This window comes from Niallia sp. FSL K6-0212 (assembly GCF_038007605.1).
In the GTDB taxonomy this organism is placed as follows: Bacteria; Bacillota; Bacilli; order Bacillales; family Cytobacillaceae; genus Niallia; species Niallia circulans.
In genome coordinates this window covers 12,386-33,882 of record NZ_JBBOXL010000001.1, presented here as the reverse complement: position 1 = coordinate 33,882, position 21,497 = coordinate 12,386, and the positions used below count along the sequence as shown (strand labels likewise).

The following is a 21,497-nucleotide window of genomic DNA, read 5'->3' as shown; positions in this document are numbered from 1 at the left end:
AATTACAATCTTATATAATTACAGAAAGTGTTCATACAAATTGAGAAAGGAGTTTGAAAATGCAACAAAAAATGCAAGCCGCAGTTTTACACTCATTGGGAGATATCAAAACAGAGTTAATAGACATACCGCAAATCAATGAAGATGAAGTTTTGATCAAGGTAGTTTATTGTGGTATTTGTGGTTCTGATGTACCGCGTTCTATGGTAAGTGGAGCGCGGACATATCCGCTTATTTTAGGGCACGAATTTACTGGGAAAGTCGCTAAAATTGGTGGAAATGTAATGAATGTAAAACAGGGAGATAGAGTAGTAGTTGCTCCACTTGTACCTTGTGGGGAATGTAAATTTTGCCAGGCAAGTGATTATGCATTATGTGAAAATTATAAAATAATTGGAACGGGAAGTAATGGAGCTTTTGCAGAATATGTAAAAGTACCCCAAAAGCATGTTCTGCAAATCGATGATCGGCTAGATTATGAAACGGCAGCAGGAGTGGAACCTGCTACTATTGGTTATCATGGCTTACAAAAAGCACAAATTCAACCGGGTGAAACGGTAGTCGTGATGGGGTGTGGACCCATTGGACAATTAACAATACAATGGGCAAAAATCTTTGGAGCATCTACTGTGATTGCGGTAGATATATTTGAAGAAAAACTGGAACTTGCTAGAGATTTAGGAGCAGATATTGTAATAAATGCAAAAGTATCTGATGTTGTTCAACAAATCCACAAGTTTACTGATGGAGGAGCAGACGTCGTTGCTGAAACTGCCGGAAGTAAAATTACACAGCAACAATCCATATTAGCAGCCAAGAAAAAAGGACGTGTAGTTTTTTTGGGTATTGCACATTCAAATCTTCCATTAGCAGAAGAGGCAATAGAGCATGTTCTTCGAGGTGAGATAAAAATTCAAGGTACATGGAATTCATATACAGCACCCTATCCGGGAATTGCTTGGAAAGCAACTTTAGATTTCATGACAAAAGGCACTCTGAAATTTAAACCAATGATTTCTCATAAGATTACTGTTGATGAAGTTGGTGCATATTTAAAAAAAATGGCAGGGCGAACATTGAAATACAATAAGGTTTTAGTATCTTTTGATGATAACTAGTAGATTGATAGATAAAATTTTCGCAAAGTCGTAAAAATAGGGAATCATTAAGGAGAGGTGGAAAAGCTATGCTTGAAAAATTAAAAGAACAAGTCTTAGAAGCAAATCTAGGTTTACCTCAACATCATTTAGTGACATTCACTTGGGGAAATGTAAGTGGTATTGATCGTGATTCGGGACTAGTTGTTATTAAACCAAGTGGAGTGGAATATGAGAGATTGAAAGTAGGTGACTTAGTTGTAGTTGACCTTGAAGGGAAAGTAGTTGAGGGTCATTTAAAACCTTCATCTGACACTAGTACTCACATAGTGTTGTACAAAAACTTTAAAGATATCGGCGGAATTGTTCATACACATTCCCCATGGGCTACTATTTGGTCTCAAGCAACTAAGGAATTGCCTGCTTTAGGTACTACACAAGCAGATACATTTTATGGTTCTGTTCCATGCACCCGAAGTTTAACAGAAGAAGAAATCAAAGGGGACTATGAGCGAGAGACAGGGAATGTCATTGTAGAGACATTTTATAAAAACGGAATAAATCCCAATGAAATTCCATCAGTTTTAGTATCTAGTCATGGCCCATTTGCTTGGGGAAAGAATGCAAAAGATGCACTTCATCATGCTGTTATTTTAGAGGAAGTATGCAAAATGGCATATCACACACTTAATCTAAATCCAGCTATTCCTTCTATGGATCAGCATTTATTAGATAAGCACTATCTTAGAAAACACGGAGCATATGCTTACTATGGCCAAAATTAACCTATAAAGAGAAAAGCTTCCAGTCGAAGAGATTCCGAACAATTTTACAGAGAGCCAATATGCGTATAATTGTTCGGTTTTTTTTTAATATATAAATGTTTGTGCATTTAGTAACTGCTGCAAATTGAAATATACCTTCTCTTCCATAGAGTGAGTGTCCAAAATTCCCTCTCCAAATATCCGTGCGAACTAGTTTCAAATAATAGTTAAAGGAGGAAATGTTCGCCTTTACAGACAAACTGCTTAGTCCTTATTCATCTACTTTTCACAAAAAAGTAGTTTTTTTAGATTAATCCCCTACTAAAAAGTGTATAAGTTAATATAGTGTTACTGTATTTCAGTTATAGGGATTATTAGTCTCTCAAGAAAATCTATTTGTTTTTATCGTTTTCACTGTATATACCTAAACAACCTAATTCATACTAATGAAGTAAAATAGTTACTGCAAGGAGGATTCGGAATATGCAAACAGAACCAATTACTATACATGCCATTATCAATGGAGAGAAAGTACCAACTGAAAAGCAAGCTCCACGTGAAAATCCAACACATCCGGATGAGATTGTAGGATATGCACCTCTTAATACGAAAGAAGAAACGGTACTAGCGATTGATGCAGCTTATGATGCGTTAAAAGACTGGGCTTGGACGGATGTAGATGAGCGGATCGAAAGAATGGAACGAGCTATTCAAAAATTAAAGGATGCAACACCTGAAATAGCTACTTTGTTATCTCGGGAACATGGGAAAGCTTTATATGATTCCAAAGGTGAAATAGCAATCTCTATCATGTGGATGGAATTTGCATGCAAGAATGTAAAGAAAGTTGTTGCTCCCCAAGAAAAAGAGCATGAAAATGGGAGAACAATCATTACATTTGATCCAGTAGGTGTGGTTTCCGCTATTTCTCCATGGAATTATCCTATTTCTTTATCCACTATTAAAATAGCACCAGCCTTGTTAACTGGAAATACAATGGTTGTAAAACCAAGTCCCTTTGCTCCTTTAGCTGTCAGTAAAGTAGTAGAAATTATCGCAGAAGAATTTCCTCCAGGTGTGCTCAATCTTGTCCATGGGGATGCAGAGGTAGGGGTAGAGCTTACATCGAATCCAAAAGTTGCAAAGATTGCTTTCACGGGTGGAACGAAGACAGCTAAGAGTATTATGAAGGCTGCTTCGGAAACGATTAAAAAGATGACGCTGGAGCTAGGAGGAAATGATGCCGCGATCGTGCTAAAAGACTTTGATGTAAATGATGAAAAAGCGATGCGAAGAATGGTAATTTCAAACTTCCTTACCGCAGGACAAATATGTATGATAGCGAAACGCATTTATGTTCATCGATCAATCTATGATGCTTTCGTAGAGAAATATATCGAAGCAGCGAATAAGTGGATTCGCGTTGGCGATCCTTTTCATCCTGATGTAACAGTAGGACCAGTAAATAATAAAAATCAGGTGAAATATGTTAAAAGTCTTGTAGAAGATGCAAAAAGTAAAGGGGCTAAAGTGATTCCATTAGGGGAAATTCTCAATCCCGAATTAATGGATAATGGATATTTTCTGCAGCCTACATTAGTATTAGGCGCTGATTTTCATGATCCAATTGTTGTAGAAGAGCAATTTGGACCGACTGTGCCAATTTTGCCTTTTGATGATGAAGAGCAAGTAATTGAGTTACACAATGAGAGTATTTATGGTCTAACAAGTTCTGTTTGGGGCGAAGAAGAACATGCAATTAAAGTTGCCCGTCGCATTGAGGCAGGCACAACAATGATTAATACTGCAGCTGTTCAAGGCTTGGATGTGCGATTCCCATTTGGCGGGGTGAAACAATCTGGAGTTGGAAGAGAGTATGGAGAAGAAGGATTAAAATCTTATGTAGAGACCCATGTAATTAATATCCCGAAAACACTTGAATTACCATATATTCCAGAGTAACAATTTCTTAGCAAGCATAGCATAGGCATGAAAAATAGAAAAAGGATGCTTTCTCTCAAAAGTATGCATCCTTTTTCTATTTGTTATTTAGTTCTATTCTTCCCTATCTCTATATCCTCGCCATCCACATCATCAATTACAGCGCCAATTTCTCCTTCTGTATATGTATCAGTAGCTTGTTCATGAGTAGTTGCCAAGCCAGAAGAAAGTTGGTCTTTTTTTTCATAATCACTTGGGTTATAGTAACGTCCTGCAAGTTCAGTACTTTGATCGGAATTCTGTTTTTTCATTTCAATCACTCCTTGTTTAAATTAATAGTACAGGTTTATTTTTTTCTTAATGCTAAAAATTACTCATGGAAGTTTTATACTTGTGAAAAATGGAATATAATATATCAATTATTACTATCTGTATTGGATTCTACCTAAGTATTTTATCCATTCAAAAATTCGCAATTGTTGACTTAGAGTTAATGTCAAATGCAGTTGCTGAAGAAGTCTTATTTAATGAAAAATATCAACAATAACCATTGGAGTGAAGAGAATGTCAAAGAAAATGAGGTACTAGACTAACCTAAATAAATGAGATGCATAAAATACCTTCTAAAATGGCACGATTAGACAAAAACTAATTCAGGGTGTTAAAAGTGGTCAGTTTACGAATAAGGAAATCATGCAGAAATATGGGATTAAAAATGTTTCTCAAATTAAAAAGTGAATGAAAGCTATCATGAAAATCAATTTCATAGATTCGACCAACTAATTGGAAAACAGTATTCATATGGGGGTATCACAGCAGCTATCTCTATTCGCTTCCTAACTAAAAGTTAAAAATAACAAAAAAAAGACGGGGGTCTAAAAATTAATGAACACATCCCATCTTAATTATCCTTGCTAAACTTCTAAACGAATTTAACTATCCTTTTACTGATTGATTTACTTTCTTTTAGACTTATTTTTGCCAATCTAAGATTTACAGCCTCTGGACTTATCCTTTTCTCCGTGAGATTTACAGCCTCTGGATTTATCCTTCTCTCCATGAGATTTACAGCCTCTGGATTTATCCTTCTCTCCATGAGATTTACAGCCTTTAGATTTATCCTTCTCACCATGAGATGTGCAGCCTTTAGATTTATCCTTCTCACCATGAGATTTGTAGCCTTTAGATTTATCCTTCTCACCATGAGATGTGCAGCCTTTAGATTTATCCTTCTCACCATGAGATTTGCAGCCTTTAGATTTATCCTTCTCACCATGAGATTTGCAGCCTTTAGATTTATCCTTCTCACCATGAGATTTGCAGCCTTTAGATTTATCCTTCTTGCCATGAGATTTGCAGCCTTTAGATTTATCCTTCTTGCCATGGGATTTGCAGCCTTTAGATTTATCCTTCTTGCCATGAGATTTGCAGCCTTTAGATTTATCCTTCTCGCCATGGGATTTTTTATTATTTGTTGTAGCTTCATCCTGTTCAATAGGATTGTTATTTAGAAAAATATCTAAGCCATTCACAATGGCTTGTTTTATGGCTTCTTTTACCAATAGATCTTCACTCAAGAATCCCCACCACTTTCAAAAAGTTTAATACATCTTATGCTTTAAATGAAAGTACTGTTTAGACTTTTGACTGCATTGCAAAGATTTATACTAGCCTTTTCTGCAACTTTAATAAAGATAGTACATATTTTATTTAATAAATAAATTGAGAGAAGGTTAGAATGATGAAAACATACAACATTTACATTCATCCTAATGATTATAAAAATCTGAGAAAAGATATCTGGAGTGATGACTATGTGTCCGGTTATCTCAAAGAAGGAAAGAATAAATATTTAATTGGAATATCTTATCGTGGTCATTCCACTAGAAATCATACAAAAAAATCTTACAGCATTGTTTTTCAAAATCCCTCTACTGTAAATGGTACACACGAAATTCATTTAAATGCGGAGTCTAAGGATCCTTCTTTAATACGCAGTAAACTTTCTTTGGATTTCTTCAACAGCATTGGTGTTCTTTCCCCACAGACTCAGCATGTTCTCTTGACTATTAACGGTCAATACAGAGGAATATACCTACAGATAGAGTCCCTTGATGAATACTTGTTGAGAAAGAGAAATCTAGCAGATGGAGACATCTTGTATGCCACAGATGACGATGCCAATTTTTCATTATTAACAGTTGAGGGAAAACCAAAAAAAGAGATACTTCAGGGATACACTCCCAAATATCAAATAGGTAATAGCAATCAATTATTCTCAGATCTTTTATTTAAAATCAACACATTACTAAATCTTGAGTTTGAACAAATAATTCCTAAAATGCTGGATATCGAAAAATATCTAAAATGGCTTGCAGGAGTTGTCTGTATACAACATTTTGATGGATTTGATCATAACTATGCAATATACTTCAATAGTTCAACCAATTTATTTGAGATATCTCCGTGGGATTGCGATGGAACATGGGGTAGAAATAGACATGGAAAAGTGTTAAATTACGATGTTGTATCTATAGAAGGATATAACACACTTTCTGCGAGGCTCATTCATATCCCAGCATTTAGAAAAATCTATAAGAATATATTAGAGGAAATATTAAATGATTCCTTCACTGCTAAAACACAATCTCCTATTATCGAAGAACTATTTACCAAAATAAAACCTCAAATAGAAAAAGACCCCTTTTCATCGCGTCTTGCATCTTTTTTTGATAAGGAAAAACAATTTATTCTCTCCTATATCCAAAACAGAAACAGGTACTTATCTAATCAGTTAAAAAATCTGACTTAATGCCGTGGAATTTTAGCGGTTTTTTTTCGGGAATTTCATTTCCATTTTCACTTATTATTTTTAGCTAAATGCTGTTTTTATCCATAAAATAGGCAATTGCAATAGTACAATATCTTTCCTGCACACATATACATACAGGGAAAACATCATTAGGAGGGAAATGGGAGAATGAATGTTGAATTATTACAAACATTAGTAGGAAAAGTTGTAAAGATTGATAGAGGTGGCCCCAATTCTAAAGTTGGATTGCTGCTTGCAGTAGGAGATGATTTTCTAACAATCTTAATTGAAAATGATGGGATTGTATATTATAAATTACATCATATAAAGAGTATTACCGAAAATGCAAAGAAAGGACTTCCTTTTGAACTTGTAATCCCTGAAAGTTTTGAATATAAGGAAGCTTCAACTTTTGCAGAAATACTTGATTCACTTGAATACTACTGGGTCAAAATTAATCGCGGCGGCAAAGATAGTATTGAAGGAGTTTTAGAAGCCATCAACAGTGATTATGTTACAGTTGTTTCAAATGAAGAAATTATTAGACTGTCTTTGTTCCATATCCACAATATTAGCTATGGGGCAGTAGTTGAAAAGCCTGAGAAAGAAAAGGAAGAGAAGGAAGAGAAGCAAGAAGAACAAAAAGAAGAAAAGATAGACTAAAATGGATAATCATCTCATAAGGGTTGATCTCAAAAGGATTATTAATTGTTAGAAAGTTATAACGGAACTTTTTTAACTTTTCATTTTTCATCTTTTAGAGAAGACCCTTTTGAGATTTCCTAATAGGGTGAGGAGGTTATGCAATGAAGGAGCTTAGTTTTTCCCAGGCTCTAGAACAATTAAAGGGTTATAAGATTAGGATTTTTTTGAATAGCACACGAACTATAGTTGGAATTTTGCTTGATGTGAAAGAGGACCATATTGTATTACAATTAGACGATAAGATATTTTATTTTGCCTATGATCAAATTCACGCCATTACAAAAAATGCAAAAAATATTTCTCCACAAACCTCTTTATTATCTCACGAAAATAAGAAAAGTTTGCTTGATTTGCTGTACGATTTTAAATATAGCTGGATAACAATTCAAAGCATTAACAACCAGCTTTTTGTTGGGCTATTAAGCCAAATAACTGAAGACTATGTCATGCTCTTAAATGAGGATGACCAAATCTATATACAAAGATCCTTTATTGTCGGTATCTATAATGGAATCTATAATGAGAATGAATCTACCCTTTCAGACAGTAGTAATCTATCAGCAGAAAGCCCAATTTCCAACGAAGAAGTTCATGATGAGAAAGACAACGCTAAAAAGGAAGAAAAGGAATCTCTCCATGTAATAAACCATATACCAGCCATTGAGCAAAAGGAAGATATTCAGGCAAAAGACTATATTGAACATAAAGACGATAAAGATCTCCCTTTGACAAACAATCAATCTCCCCAATTCCAAATTCTCGAAGAAGAGATTATACATGTGAAAGATAACGATGTTGTGGAAGACAATCAATCACAGTATTTGATGGATAATACACCAGCACATAACCTGATTCGCAAAGAAGATAATGATAATGAGAAAAATATTGCAACCCAGGAAGCTGTTTCTTTTCCTGAAAGTTTAAGTTTCCCCAATATTACAGACACATCTTCATCATCTACTAGCAATGATACTATTAATGAATTGTACGCTGCTTCAAGAGATAAGGAAACTGTTACCAATTATAATGCGAATCCCTTTATAAATTTGATTTCAGATAGCAAATTAGAAAATCCCATTTTAACTATTAATCAGGAAGCAGCTATAGATCCTGATACTCATTACCAATCGGAAAATGGTGGGTATGATGATTCTTCAACCATAAAAGATTTTAGCAAGCCAGCTATAGAAAAAGCCCCATTAGAAAATGCTAAGAGAAAAAACTATAGCAGTATTCCAAAAATGGAAATGGCTCCTGGCTATATCAGCCACCCATTAAATGAATTGGGTAGACTTTATAATTGTAAAAATAAGAAAAAAAATAAAAAAACAAAACTTACCTCTGGAACAAAAAAAAACGTCAAACCAGTCGAAACTAATGAAAAAAATTTAGACCCTATAGAGCAGAATTTTCTATTAGAAAAACAATATTATTCTCTAATGAAACATGCTGAGTATATGTATAAAAAATTAAGAAATGAACGATTAAAGAAGTAATTCTCAAGAGTCACCTTTATATTATCTTAGTTTTTCGCTCTTATCAATCCGGCTGAAAATTAGAAAATCCTCAAACCGTTTGAAGGATTCCAATCATCGCTATCCAAGACAATTCCAGAATGCATTTGGTTATCTTTAAAAAAAAGAGTACTAATAGTGATTAAGATAATAGGTACTCTCTGATATGAGCACAATGTAAAGGAGCTAAATCAATGAATAATTTCAAGGATTTAATTGACGAAGAAGTTGATATCGAGATTTCCGGAAAAGCTTATTTCTCTGGTATTTTAATAGATAATGGTTTAGACATTCTAGTGCTGTACAATGGGCGGAAATACATGTATATCCCATTACTACACCTTCATAATATAAAAAAAAGAAATAATTCAGAGGATTCACTTGAGAAGCCTTATTCTGAAATGCCATTTCTGGAGGAGTCAGAACCAATATCTTTTCGAAAAATATTAATGAATGCAAAAGGTCAATTTATTGAACTATGTGTTACAGGAAATAGGTCTATACACGGTTATATCACTAGTGTTTTAAATGACTATATCGTATTTTACTCTCCTGTGTTTAAAACCGTTTTTCTATCTATGCAGCACATAAAGTGGCTTATACCATATAGTACAAATCTAACCCCTTACACACTAAGCAATACCGATTTACCTGTTGTTCCTTCTACTATTCCACTAGCTCGTACTTTTGAAGAGCAATTGAAAAAATATATCGGCCATTTGCTTGTTTTTGATTTAGGTGAGAATCCAAATAAGGTTGGTTTAATACAAAACATTTCAAACAATATTGTGGAACTAGTTAATGCAGAGGCAAATATAGTTTTCTGGAAACTTTCCCATATAAAATCTGTTCATTTGCCATAACATATCATTAAAGTAAGATATTATATCTGGTTAAAAGGCATTAAATCTTTATCAAAAAGTTAATGCCTTTAGTTATATTCTTTTTTAAGTGCTTTTGGATAGAGCGCTATGTTTTCAAGTACAATCTCAAAGAAGCATTCTATTAGTAAAAAAATAGTTCTATCCACATATAAAGAAGGGCTAGTGTAAACAATACAGTTGCTGGAATTACAAGAATGGTAACTTTAAGATATTGCCCCCAAGATATATTTACTTTATTCCGCTTTAAGATGTGCATCCAAATCAAAGTAGCTAATGTTCCAGAGGGAATCAACAATGATCCTATATCGCTTCCAATGATATTTGCTAAATATAAAGTCTTTAGAACGACAGGCTCTAAATTCATTTCAGTTAATGTAAATGTTCCAATCATTAAGGCGGGATGATTATTAAATATATTCGACATTACAGACAAGAGTAATCCCATTGTTATACTTCCTTTAAACAAATGCTCCCCCATGGTTGGTTCAACCAATTGAACTAAGAAACCTGTTAGTCCAATGTTATGGAGTCCATAGACAACAATATACATAGAATAAGCAAAGAGAAAAATATCCCAAGGTGTTTTTTTCAACATATCATTTGGAGTTACTTTCAAGTAAATCCATCGCCAGCTTAACAGAAGAAGAGAACTAGTTACGGCAACAATGGAGATGGGGATATGATAATAAGAGGCTACAAATAGAAGAATTCTTACCATAAAAATGAACACAAATACACCAACCATTAGTTTTGTTTGTCGCTTTGTTTCTTCTGTATTTGGATCTGAAAGTAATGGATGCAAGGAAGAGATATGTCTATAATCTATATTCTTGGTAACAAGTGGTATTTTTTTAGGCAGTTGTCGATAAAATACTCCCAGCAACATAAAATAGAGGAATGCTAAACCAATTATTCCTGGGACAAACATCATAGCAGTTTGCATATAAAGATCCAAACCAATTATTTTTAAAGAGATTAAATTAACAATATTACTTACACCTATAGGAACACTAGAAGCAGTTGCAATAAGTGCTCCACTAATTAAATAAGGAAATTTTTCCTTTTGCTTCATACCAATTTTTCTAAACAGCATCAGTAGAACAGGTGTAGTTATTATGATACTTCCATCGTTATTGAGAAATAGTGTCATAAGAAAGCAAAGAAGGTTAGTCAGCCAAAAGAGTTTTTTTCCAGATCCCTTTGCGGCTTTTAATAATCGGGTAGCAGCCCAATGGAAAAAACCAATGCTTTCCATTGTTAATGCCATAACCATTGTAGCAATGATAGTTATAGCTGCCTCAGTAACCTTTGAGCCAATATCTGCTAGATCAGAAAATGTTACACTTCCACTAATTAAGATTAACACGGCACCAATGGTTGCTGCAGTTGCTTCGTTCATTCCCTTAGGACGCCAAAAGATCAAAATCATCGTAGTTAGGAATGAAGCAATGGTAAATATTGATGCAAAATCAGTCACTTATCGCACCTCCAAGATACTGAACTATGAATCATAATTTCACGCTCCTTCATTTATCTTTTATCGATGCCTGTACTATATATATACGTTAACTACATCAGACTGCTATAAACAATAATCTATTTATGATAAAATCAGCTAGTATCTCTGCAAGATATATAACTTATTAAGATAGTTGCACGTATTTCATAGAAGCCAATGATACAATTCTTTACTATAAAAGAAGACTGCATATACCCTGGATCAGACAGAGTCTGCAGTCAAGTTTTACCATATAACTAAAAAAAGGAATGAAATATATTATATTAATTATAACAACATGATTCTCTACACAAAGTCATTTTAAGGGCATCCGATTATTTCATTTTTAATAGGAATTATAGGTCTGTTATAATAACAATCATTTCTTACAACAATCTCTCCTACAAAAAAAGAACTTGAAATCTCAAGCTCTTTCGATTTATTATTATTTCAATTTCCCACTAAGAAATGCTTTTGTACGGGCAGATTTGGGGATTGAGAATAGACTTTCTGGTGGACCTGATTCTTCGATTACTCCATTGTCCATGAAAACCACTTTGTTTGCCACTTCCTTGGCAAATCCCATTTCGTGTGTGACGACAATCATGGTCATTTTTTCTTTTGCTAAACCTTTCATCACTGCTAAGACTTCCCCTGTTAGTTCGGGATCTAAAGCGGAGGTAGGTTCATCAAACAGTAGAATTTCTGGTTCCATCATTAATGCTCGAGCAATTGCCACACGTTGCTTTTGTCCTCCAGATAGTTTGGCAGGATAGACATTAGCAAAATTAGATAGACCAATTTTTTCGAGGATTGTCATACTTCTTTCTTGAAGGGAAGAAGCAGATTCTTTCTTCACTAATTTTGGTGCAAGCTGAATATTGTCTATTACAGTAAGATGTGGAAATAGATTAAAATGCTGAAAAACCATTCCCATTCTTGCAGTAATTTGTTTGACTTTTTGCTGCGGAGCATATATTCCATCTTTCACTAACTCGTCTCCAGAAACACGAATCGTTCCTCCATCGATTTTTTCTAAATCGACAAGACAACGGAGCATTGTGCTTTTACCAGAACCAGAGGGACCAATAACAGCCACAACATCATTGTTATCGACATCAAAGGTTATCCCCTTCAATACTTCGACCTTATCGTATGATTTTTTTATATTCTCTATTTCAATGATTGCCATAAGTATCCGTCCTTCTTATTCAAATTTAAATCTGCGCTCCAGCCATTTAAATAATGCTGTTAATAGCAGGGTCATGATAAGATAAATAATCCCAGCAATAAAAAAGGGCATAATCGTAAAATCTCGGTTTACCGCCGTTTGGGCAAAGTGCAGTAACTCGGGTACAGCAACAGCATACAGCAAGGCTGTATCCTTCACTAATGTGACAGATTCATTTGCCACAGCAGGAAGGGCAATTCGAAACATTTGTGGTAAAACAACCCGTGTGGTTGTTTGCCATTTACTTAAACCAAGCACTTGAGAAGCTTCATACTGACCTTTATCAATTGCAAGCAGACCTCCGCGGAAAATTTCGGCAAAATAGGCTGCATAATTCAAAATAAATCCTAAAGAGGCAGCGACAAAACGATCTAGGACTAAATATTCTCCTATTTCTGGAATCATTGGTAACCCAAAGCATATAAACAATAATTGCAGTAAGAGCGGGGTACCGCGCATGATGTAAACATAACAGCTTGCCAGCCATGCAATTGGCTTGATGGTAGATCGGATTGCGAGTGTTAATAGGAAACCTAATGGAATGGACACTACAATAGCAATAAGAAATAAAAGAACGGTTGCTTTGGCCCCTTCCAACATTGGTTTTAGTATCGATATAATATAATCAATTTCCATTTCTATTCCTCCAACAAAACAAAACAGGGTTTCGGAAAGAAATCCTGTTTTGTTTATGATTCATTTGCGATGTTACTTTAATACTTTATTTTCACCAAACCATTTTTCGGAAACTTCAGCGGCTGTGCCATCTTCATTCATCTCATCAAGTGCTTTTTGAAGCTTCTCTAATAATGCTTCGTTCCCTTTTTTAACCCCAATTCCGTATTCTTCTGGGGCAAGTGATTCATCAAGGATTTTAAAGGAATCTTGTTCTTTTGTCATATAGTAATCAATAACAATTTCATCTATGACAACTGCATCTAAACGACCAGATTTCAGATCATTTAATGCTAATACGTTATCGGAAAACTCGGTAACTTCCTTAATTTTTGATTTAATAGGACTACCATTTAATGCATCGGATGCAGAAGAAAGAGATTGGAGACCAACAACTTTTCCTTCTAAATCATCTAATTTGGTTATTTTTGAGTCCGCTAATGTTACGACAACTTGTGCATTTTTTAGATAAGGCTTTGTGAAAAGAACTTTTTCTTTTCGTTCATCTGTAATAGTATAGCCATTCCAAATTAAGTCAATCCGGCCGCTGCTTAATTCTGATTCCTTTGTTTTCCAATCAATTGGTTGAAATTCAACTGACATATTCATTTTTTTAGCTGCAGCTTTTGCATAATCAATATCGAAGCCGACAATTTCATTATTGTCATCCCTAAACCCCATTGGAGCGAATTTATCATCAATACCAATGACTAATGTATCTTCCTTATTATCTTTAGAATTGTTGGAACATGCCGTAAAAATGAAAAATACAGATGCCAAAATAACTAAATTAATTGCTAAACGTTTCATGTTGTGAAAGCCACCTTTATAAATTATGTTTTCAGTACAAAAAATCTATAAAACTAAAATCCTTTAGTTCGATAATATATTAGAGTGATAAACTAATGTATAAAATTTACCATACCAAAAAAGAAGTTGTCAATAAAATAATTTAACATATTAGTAGAGTAAAGGATTTCGTGGTGAAATATGTAAAAAAAATTATGCGAGCTTTTTTTAATCTAATGGAAATTATAGAGATCAGATTTGAGGTTTAATAGAAGCAAAAGGAGGCAGTGAGGAATGGAGATATATGGGAAGGAGTAGGAGCAATTATTAAAGACTGTGATTGCTCCTACTCCTTTAAACGATTAATTACGTATCAATCAAGTTCAATTGTCGTCTTTTTCATAAAAGGGTGTATCTGTTATGTATTTTTTTGATGAAATAAGCTTATCATCTTTTAAAATATAAGGATGAGTCTCGTGCAAGGTAGTTTCTAAGACACTTGGCACTTTCCATTCTCCATAAGCACAAATTAATGGAAAGGAAACGTGGTTGGCAGCGTTATTAACTATTTTCTCAAAATTTCCGATTAAATGAAAAGGCTCTTCCATCGTTGCCCATTCTACATCGAAAGGGAATACTTTGATCTAGATAAGGCTGAACCATTTTATTAAAATAATCTGTAATAGCTGGTGGATGATAACTTCCACTTGAAAAATAAAAATCTAAGCTATTTACATAATGGATCTGTTTCAATTGCGAAGATGTAAGTTTGTATTTTAATTATTCGAATATCCTTTTGCAATTTCGATCATTGTCGATAAGGATTACATATTCTCTTGCTTCGATACCAGCATAAATAAAGCGCAGGACTTCTTCCATATAGTTTCGCATGCCTGTATAAAAGAAGAAAACATGTAATTTTTCTTTCCCTTCAAGAAACAGCTTTTTTTATTTTCCAATTATGCACCTCTTTATTAAATAATAATTCTATTATAGAGTTTTTCCATGGAAAGATAACTAGTTAAATAAGGAAGAGAGTTAGATAAATAATACACTAAGAAAAATATAATTCCTAGTTGACTTATAAGAGAAATGAGTATAAATTAATAATAATAAATTTATTGAAAATATTTAATATTCCAATTGGAAGAATGCTGATCAGATAAACTGAAGGCTGTTACCTTAAATAAAGAGGGTAACAGCCTTTTTTATTGCAAAAGAGGGGGAGTTATTTTATGAAAAAACAGGTCAAATCATTTGTTAAGATGTTTACCATTCTCTTAGCTGCATCACTAGTACTCTCTGGATGCAGTGGCGAAAAAAGTAGTGGAGAAAATACTAATGCTTCTAAGATAGAACTATTGAATGTTTCCTATGATCCCACGAGAGAACTTTACCAAGAATATAACAAAGCATTCACAAGACATTGGAAAGAAAAAACCGGCCAGGATGTAGCGATACAACAATCTCATGGCGGATCTGGAAAGCAAGCTCGAGCAGTAATTGATGGTATCGAAGCTGATGTAGTTACACTAGCATTAGCAGGTGATATTGATGCGATTGTAAAGGAAAGAGGAGCTATTCCAGAAGATTGGCAAACAAAGTTTGAAAGTAATTCTACACCTTATACGTCAACTATTGTGTTTCTTGTCAGAAAGGGAAATCCCAAGAATATTATGGATTGGGATGATTTAATTAAAGCTGATGTCTCTGTTGTTACACCTAATCCTAAAACCTCCGGTGGAGCAAGGTGGAATTATCTAGCTGCATGGGCTTATGCTGCCAAACAGTTTAATGGCGATGAAGAGAAAATCAAAGCATTTATTAAAGCACTATTTCAAAATGTAGAAGTTCTTGATTCAGGAGCGCGAGATTCTACGAACACATTTGTTCAAAGAGGAATAGGTGATGTTTTAATAGCATGGGAAAATGAAGCGTATTTAGCAATTGATGAGTTAGGAAAAGAAAAGTTCGAAATTGTTAGTCCATCTCTTAGTATTTTAGCGGAGCCGCCAGTAGCGGTTGTCGAAGGAATTACAGAGAAAAAGGGAACAACAGAAGTTGCCAAAGAGTACCTTCAGTTTCTGTATAGTGAGGAAGGACAGGAAATTGCTGCAAAAAATTATTATCGTCCAAGGAATCCAGAAGTGTTAAAAAAATATGCAGATCAATTCGAAGAGATAGAATTAGTTACGATTGATGATGATTTCGGCGGCTGGACAAAGGCACAAGAAAAACATTTTAGTGATGGTGGGACATTTGATCAAATCTATATACCTTCTAATTAAGTGAACGAGAAAAAGGGCATTTTTATGAGAAACATATTTTTACATCATCATTCCCTTTAATACAGTTATATGGGAATGATGATGAATTTGTGTAAAACAATTTAATTTACAAGCTAAAGAGGTGAAGAAATGAGGAACGGAAAAAAACAAAAAAGAAGGATTAAAATGAATAATGCTCTTCCTGGCTTTGGTTTGTCCTTGGGATATACTATGCTCTATCTAAGTATATTGGTCATTTTGCCATTAACGATGATTTTCTTTAATACAACCAAAATGGGCTGGGAGAGGTTTTGGGATACGGTCCTAGATCCAAGGGTAGTTGCCTCCTATAAATTAAGCTTTGGAGCTTCTTTTACGGCTGCTTTAATAAATGTAGTATTTGGTGTGCTGCTTGCATGGGTATTAGTTCGCTATCCCTTTCCAGGCAAGAGAATGGTGGATGGATTAGTTGATTTGCCTTTTGCACTTCCAACTGCTGTGGCAGGGATTGCACTGACAACACTTTATGCTCCAAATGGATGGATAGGCAGTCTCCTTTGGTTTAAGGTTGCCTTTACGCCTATTGGGGTAACTATTGCCTTAACCTTTATCGGATTGCCTTTTGTCGTTCGGATGGTTCAGCCGGTTTTGCAAAATTTAGATAAGGAGATAGAAGAGGCATCAGCAAGCCTTGGCGCATCACGGCTCCAGACATTTATTAAAGTAATAATTCCAGAGCTGCTGCCGGCAATTCTTGCAGGATTTACGCTGGCATTTGCACGATCGTTAGGAGAATATGGCTCTGTTGTTTTTATCGCGGGAAATATGCCGATGAAAACAGAAATTACGCCATTATTAATAATTACGAAACTGGAGCAGTATGACTATGCGGGTGCCACTGCGATTGCATCTGTCATGTTATTTATCTCCTTTATTTTGCTTTTCTGCATAAATCTATTACAGTGGTGGACAAATCGAAATATGACGCCAAATTAAGAAAGGAGGAGTGAAATATGGCAGGAAATGTGCGATTACAGCAAGTATCCACACCAATTCAAACTACATCAAATACTTCAGAGCCAAAATGGCTGCGTTGGGTACTCATTAGTGCTGCACTTTTATTCTTGGCCTTGTTTTTGTTACTACCTTTAGCGACTATTTTTATTCAAGCATTTGATCAAGGGGCTAAGCTATATCTTGCAGCAATTACTGAACCTGATGCTTTAGCTGCAATAAAGCTTACTTTATTGGTAGCAGTGATTGCAGTACCGTTAAATGCGATTTTCGGAGTTGCTGCAGCGTGGGCTGTATCAAAGTTCCATTTTAAAGGAAAGAATCTATTCATTACATTAATTGATCTACCTTTCGCCGTATCGCCAGTAATAGCTGGATTGGTATTCGTGCTGCTTTTTAGTACCCATGGTTTGTTTGGGGAATGGCTTTTAGCCCATAATATAAAAATTATCTTTGCTGTTCCAGGTATTGTCCTTGCAACTGTTTTTGTTACCTTACCGTTTGTTGCAAGAGAATTAATTCCCTTAATGCAAGCACAAGGAACTTCAGAAGAAGAGGCATCACTGACACTCGGAGCAGGAGGCTGGAAAACGTTTTGGTATGTAACATTGCCGAATATAAAGTGGGGATTATTATATGGAGTTATTCTATGTAATGCAAGAGCAATCGGAGAATTTGGAGCTGTGTCTGTTGTCTCAGGCCATATTCGTGGATTGACAAATACCATGCCTCTGCATATAGAAATCTTGTATGGGGAGTATCGTTTTGCCGCTGCATTCGCAGTCGCAACACTTATGTCGATATTAGCTATTATCACGTTAATTATTAAAAGCTTACTAGAGTGGAAGACCAAAAAAACAGCTTATGAATAATTAGTCATATGAGAGGAGGAAATAGGGATGAGTATTTTAATAAAAGATGTTTCCAAAGCATTTGGTTCTTTCCAAGCATTAAAGGATATACATTTAGAAATTAATTCAGGGGAATTAGTTGCCTTACTAGGTCCTTCAGGATCCGGAAAAACCTCTCTATTAAGAATTATTGCTGGATTGGAGACCGCGGATCAAGGAGTCATTTACTTTGGAGAAAATAATATGACGGAAATAAGCACAAAGGAGAGAAATGTTGGGTTTGTCTTTCAGCATTATGCTCTTTTTCGCCATATGACTGTTTTTGATAATATTGCTTATGGACTAAAGGTAAAACCAAGAAAAGACCGACCTGCAAAGCATGATATCGAATCAAAGGTAAATGAATTATTACAATTAGTGAAACTGGAAGAATTAAAAAACCGCTATCCTTCCCAATTATCTGGAGGCCAAAAGCAACGAGTCGCCTTAGCACGGGCATTGGCAGTGGAGCCTAAGGTGCTATTGCTGGATGAGCCGTTCGGTGCGTTAGATGCAAAGGTTAGAAAGGACTTAAGACGGTGGTTAAGGCGGCTACATGATGAGTTTCATATTACAAGTGTGTTTGTTACCCATGACCAAGAAGAGGCACTGGACGTCGCTGATCGAATAGTTGTTATGAATGAAGGGAAAATAGAGCAAATTGGTTCACCGGAAGAAGTGTATGAACACCCAAATAGTCCGTTTGTATATGACTTTCTCGGCAATGTAAACTTATTCTATGGCAGACTTGAAGCTGGAAAGCTTATTCAAGGAAAGAGTAGTTTTTCTGTTCCAGAGTGGAAGCATGAACATAACAAGCAAGCAATAGGATATGTTCGTCCCCATGATATTCATATAAGTAAAGAAGAACAAGGAGATGATTCAATTTTAGCCTCGATTCATCATATTCATATAGTCGGTCCGATTGTCCATTTAGAATTAAAGAGAGAGGATTCAGATGAATTTTTAGAAGCAGAAATTACAAAAGAAATGTATCGGTCACTTTCTATTCATTTAAAAGACCAGGTTTACGTGAAGCCCAATCAATTAAAAGTATTTATTCCAGAAGATTTCTCCATATAAAAACATACTAAGACATAAGTATTTCAATTAAATTTAATCCCGAACAATTATATGTGTACACTAAAAAAAATCGTATAATTGTTTGGGTTTTTTATTTATTTTAAGAAAGAAGGTTTGTGGTAATCGCCGCAGACTGAATACACTGCGCTTTCCGAGCGCAGTGTATTCAGTCTGCTCCGTTTTATTTTCTTTTGAAAAAAATGCTAGAACTAAATAATCTTTAAAAACGGAGTGAAATGGAGCGGAGGACACTCAACTCCTGCGGGAAGTAGAGCAAAGCCTAAGACCCCACAGGCTTAGTTTGCTCACTGGCGCATAGAGTGTCTGTAGCGTAATGGAACGAATTGGTTTCCCTACTAATTTAGAGATTGTTCGTCTTTCTCCAATAATTATTTTGTTATGTCCCACTCTCCTTTTGGTTGTATGTGAAATTATCGTACTTTTTTCCATTTAAGAGAACCGCAGCCATTATGTGGATGTGTGCTGGGGTAAACTTTGTTTAATGTTTCTTTTAATTCAGGAATAGAGAGAGTTTGTAGCATTTCAGAGGAGAGACCGCTATTGCAAACAATCTTTTGGATCAATATATTTTTAACGGTTTTCGATTTATCATAGTAAACCATTTTACTTCCTCCTATTAATAAGTGAATTTGAGTGCACTAGAATAATAATTATTAAGTTTGCCGAAGCTTTCTTTTATTATACAACAAATAATTGACTATTCATAGTGGTTAAGAAGGAATTAAAATAAACAATCATATTTTTTTGTATGGCAAAATTTCTATTGAGGCGAGGGGAACCATTCGTTATAATAGGGCAAAAGGATGAGAAGATTGAGAATTTTGAGTTTTTTAGTATAGAAAAAGAGGTGTCTTAATGGGGAATTATCAAATAATATTATTTGACTTAGATGGTACGATTTCAGATCCTAAAGAAGGAATAACAAAATCTATTCAATATGCACTACAAAAGCTTGGAAAGAAAGAATCTGATTTACGTAAACTAGAAAGATTTATTGGACCACCTCTACAAGAATCATTTATGGAATATTATGGTTATAATCAAGAAATAACGGATCAAGCGATTTCCTATTATAGAGAGAGGTTTACGCAGTTAGGAATGTATGAAAATGAACTATATCCTGAAATTATTCCATTACTTGAAAGCTTAAGAGCAAAAGGCTGTATTATGATTGTGGCAACTTCAAAACCAACTATATTCGCAGAAAAGATTTTGAAGTATTTTCAAATAGAAACGTACTTTACCCACATAATTGGAAGTAATCTGGATGGCACTAGATCATCGAAAACAGAAATAATTCAATACATATTAGAATTGTATCCTGCGTATAAGCCTGAAGAGTTTGTGATGATAGGAGATCGGGAACATGATATTATTGGAGCGAACAATGCAGGAATAGATTCAATCGGTGTTACTTACGGCTATGGGTCCTATGACGAGCTGAACAAAGTAAAGGCAACATTTATTGCAGGCAGTATTTCTTCCTTAAAGGGTATCTTAATAGATAGGAAGCGAAAAGAGCGGATAAGGCTTGTGACAGAAGAAGATGCTCCGATTGTTCATAGACTAATGCTAGAAGCATTTGAAGATTACCGTTATAGCGAGGTACCTTCTAGTGCACTAACGGAACCAGCTGACAAATTCCTTTATGCTCTTAAAAATGGAACAGAGCAAGCAATCATATGTTGGATAGATGATGTTCCCCTTGGTTCTTCTCGTCTGCAGCTTCAAGATGATTCTCTCTATTTTTCCAGACTTTCTGTCATTCCGTCAGCAAGAGGGAAAGGAATAGCTAAAAAACTGCTAGCTTGGATAGAAGAATATGCCATCCAAAATGGCAAGCAGAAAGTAGTGTGTAAAGTAAGAGCGAATGTCCTAAAAAATATCCAATTATACGAAAAAATAGGATTTGTCATCACAAAAGAAGAGACAGCTCCTAATCCTAATGGGCTGTCCGTCAAAGCGGTAACGATGGAAAAAAGGATAAAAAAAATCACTCCAACCAAAATATAATTTTTCTTTAAAAGGCTATTCTCTATGGAAGAGAATAGCTCAGACTGTAGACAAACTCCTGTATGTTGGAAATAGAAGTTTGAGTAAAGTATATTTATTAATCTCTTTGAATTTAGACGTTACTTTCCGCTCCGGGGGTTCGCTTTCCGTGGGGCTCGCGCTGAGCCGCGGTCTGCTTACAGCCTGCAGGGTCTCAGACTGTCTCGCTAATCCCACAGGAGCATTCCTGTGGGATTAGTTTCTGTGGTATTGCACAAAAAAAGATCCTCCTTTATGATGCTTATATTGAGACCAATCAA

Annotated in this window: 20 protein-coding genes; 12 read left to right on the top strand and 8 right to left on the bottom strand. The window is 35.0% G+C overall.

Features of this window, described 5'->3' with window-relative positions; translation table 11 throughout:
- The first annotated feature begins 59 nt into the window (after positions 1–59).
- The 3 genes from MHH96_RS00165 (at position 60) to MHH96_RS00155 (ending at position 3,823) form a co-directional block, all read left to right on the top strand.
- Positions 60–1,118: a galactitol-1-phosphate 5-dehydrogenase gene (locus tag MHH96_RS00165; protein ID WP_061800329.1), complete on the top strand. Its 1,059-nt coding sequence runs from the start codon at positions 60–62 to the stop codon at positions 1,116–1,118.
- Positions 1,119–1,186: 68 nt separating this feature from the next.
- Positions 1,187–1,882, top strand: a complete 696-nt coding sequence (araD, locus tag MHH96_RS00160; RefSeq protein WP_047943795.1) for an L-ribulose-5-phosphate 4-epimerase — start codon at positions 1,187–1,189, stop codon at positions 1,880–1,882.
- Between the two features lie 462 nt (positions 1,883–2,344).
- On the top strand, positions 2,345–3,823 hold the full coding sequence (locus MHH96_RS00155) for an aldehyde dehydrogenase family protein (protein ID WP_047943796.1): 1,479 nt from the start codon (positions 2,345–2,347) through the stop codon (positions 3,821–3,823).
- 83 nt (positions 3,824–3,906) lie between these two features.
- Here the strand turns inward: MHH96_RS00155 and MHH96_RS00150 are convergent, their stop codons facing one another.
- Positions 3,907–4,113: a YozQ family protein gene (locus tag MHH96_RS00150; RefSeq protein ID WP_047943797.1), complete on the bottom strand. Its 207-nt coding sequence runs from the start codon at positions 4,111–4,113 to the stop codon at positions 3,907–3,909.
- A gap of 611 nt (positions 4,114–4,724) precedes the next feature.
- Positions 4,725–5,288, bottom strand: a complete 564-nt coding sequence (locus MHH96_RS00145) for a hypothetical protein (protein ID WP_341116271.1) — start codon at positions 5,286–5,288, stop codon at positions 4,725–4,727.
- Between the two features lie 252 nt (positions 5,289–5,540).
- Here MHH96_RS00145 and MHH96_RS00140 point away from each other — a divergent pair, with 252 nt between their 5' ends.
- The 4 genes from MHH96_RS00140 to MHH96_RS00125 all read left to right on the top strand — a co-directional run bounded on the left by MHH96_RS00140 (position 5,541) and on the right by MHH96_RS00125 (position 9,696).
- Positions 5,541–6,614 (top strand): CotH kinase family protein, encoded by a 1,074-nt coding sequence (locus tag MHH96_RS00140; RefSeq protein WP_321198342.1) that lies wholly within the window; start codon positions 5,541–5,543, stop codon positions 6,612–6,614.
- A 168-nt stretch (positions 6,615–6,782) separates the two neighbouring features.
- Positions 6,783–7,277: a hypothetical protein gene (locus MHH96_RS00135; RefSeq protein WP_047943800.1), complete on the top strand. Its 495-nt coding sequence runs from the start codon at positions 6,783–6,785 to the stop codon at positions 7,275–7,277.
- A 143-nt stretch (positions 7,278–7,420) separates the two neighbouring features.
- Positions 7,421–8,815, top strand: coding sequence for a DUF2642 domain-containing protein (locus tag MHH96_RS00130; RefSeq protein WP_047943801.1), 1,395 nt, complete (start codon positions 7,421–7,423; stop codon positions 8,813–8,815).
- Between the two features lie 212 nt (positions 8,816–9,027).
- Positions 9,028–9,696 (top strand): hypothetical protein, encoded by a 669-nt coding sequence (locus MHH96_RS00125; protein WP_047943802.1) that lies wholly within the window; start codon positions 9,028–9,030, stop codon positions 9,694–9,696.
- Positions 9,697–9,838: 142 nt separating this feature from the next.
- Here the strand turns inward: MHH96_RS00125 and MHH96_RS00120 are convergent, their stop codons facing one another.
- From MHH96_RS00120 to MHH96_RS00100, 5 genes are all read right to left on the bottom strand, one after another.
- The gene (locus MHH96_RS00120; RefSeq protein ID WP_144546336.1) at positions 9,839–11,167 is read right to left on the bottom strand and encodes an arsenic transporter; all 1,329 of its coding nucleotides are present in this window, start codon (positions 11,165–11,167) and stop codon (positions 9,839–9,841) included.
- Between the two features lie 493 nt (positions 11,168–11,660).
- Entirely contained in the window at positions 11,661–12,407 is a 747-nt protein-coding gene (locus MHH96_RS00115) for an amino acid ABC transporter ATP-binding protein (RefSeq protein ID WP_047943803.1), read from the bottom strand.
- A gap of 15 nt (positions 12,408–12,422) precedes the next feature.
- Complete coding sequence (locus tag MHH96_RS00110; protein WP_144546318.1) at positions 12,423–13,082, bottom strand: ABC transporter permease subunit; 660 nt, start codon at positions 13,080–13,082, stop codon at positions 12,423–12,425.
- A gap of 72 nt (positions 13,083–13,154) precedes the next feature.
- On the bottom strand, positions 13,155–13,931 hold the full coding sequence (locus MHH96_RS00105) for an amino acid ABC transporter substrate-binding protein (RefSeq protein WP_061799168.1): 777 nt from the start codon (positions 13,929–13,931) through the stop codon (positions 13,155–13,157).
- A 362-nt stretch (positions 13,932–14,293) separates the two neighbouring features.
- A complete protein-coding gene (locus MHH96_RS00100) occupies positions 14,294–14,518 on the bottom strand; it encodes a hypothetical protein (protein ID WP_251688454.1) in 225 nt (74 codons plus the stop codon).
- A 627-nt stretch (positions 14,519–15,145) separates the two neighbouring features.
- On the opposite strand from MHH96_RS00100, the gene MHH96_RS00095 reads away from it, so the two are divergent.
- From MHH96_RS00095 to MHH96_RS00080, 4 genes are all read left to right on the top strand, one after another.
- Entirely contained in the window at positions 15,146–16,198 is a 1,053-nt protein-coding gene (locus MHH96_RS00095) for a sulfate ABC transporter substrate-binding protein (protein ID WP_144546320.1), read from the top strand.
- Positions 16,199–16,327: 129 nt separating this feature from the next.
- The gene (gene cysT, locus MHH96_RS00090; protein WP_144546322.1) at positions 16,328–17,173 is read left to right on the top strand and encodes a sulfate ABC transporter permease subunit CysT; all 846 of its coding nucleotides are present in this window, start codon (positions 16,328–16,330) and stop codon (positions 17,171–17,173) included.
- 17 nt (positions 17,174–17,190) lie between these two features.
- Positions 17,191–18,063, top strand: a complete 873-nt coding sequence (gene cysW, locus MHH96_RS00085) for a sulfate ABC transporter permease subunit CysW (RefSeq protein ID WP_061799163.1) — start codon at positions 17,191–17,193, stop codon at positions 18,061–18,063.
- A gap of 27 nt (positions 18,064–18,090) precedes the next feature.
- Entirely contained in the window at positions 18,091–19,164 is a 1,074-nt protein-coding gene (locus tag MHH96_RS00080) for a sulfate/molybdate ABC transporter ATP-binding protein (RefSeq protein ID WP_144546324.1), read from the top strand.
- Between the two features lie 431 nt (positions 19,165–19,595).
- Here MHH96_RS00080 and MHH96_RS00075 read toward each other — a convergent pair whose 3' ends face one another.
- Positions 19,596–19,787 carry a hypothetical protein gene (locus MHH96_RS00075; RefSeq protein WP_144546326.1) on the bottom strand — a complete coding sequence of 64 codons (192 nt, stop codon included), beginning with the start codon at positions 19,785–19,787 and terminating at the stop codon, positions 19,596–19,598.
- Positions 19,788–20,040: 253 nt separating this feature from the next.
- Between MHH96_RS00075 and MHH96_RS00070 the strand changes: the two genes are divergently transcribed.
- Positions 20,041–21,198: a GNAT family N-acetyltransferase gene (locus MHH96_RS00070; RefSeq protein WP_144546328.1), complete on the top strand. Its 1,158-nt coding sequence runs from the start codon at positions 20,041–20,043 to the stop codon at positions 21,196–21,198.
- The last annotated feature ends 299 nt before the right edge of the window (positions 21,199–21,497 follow it).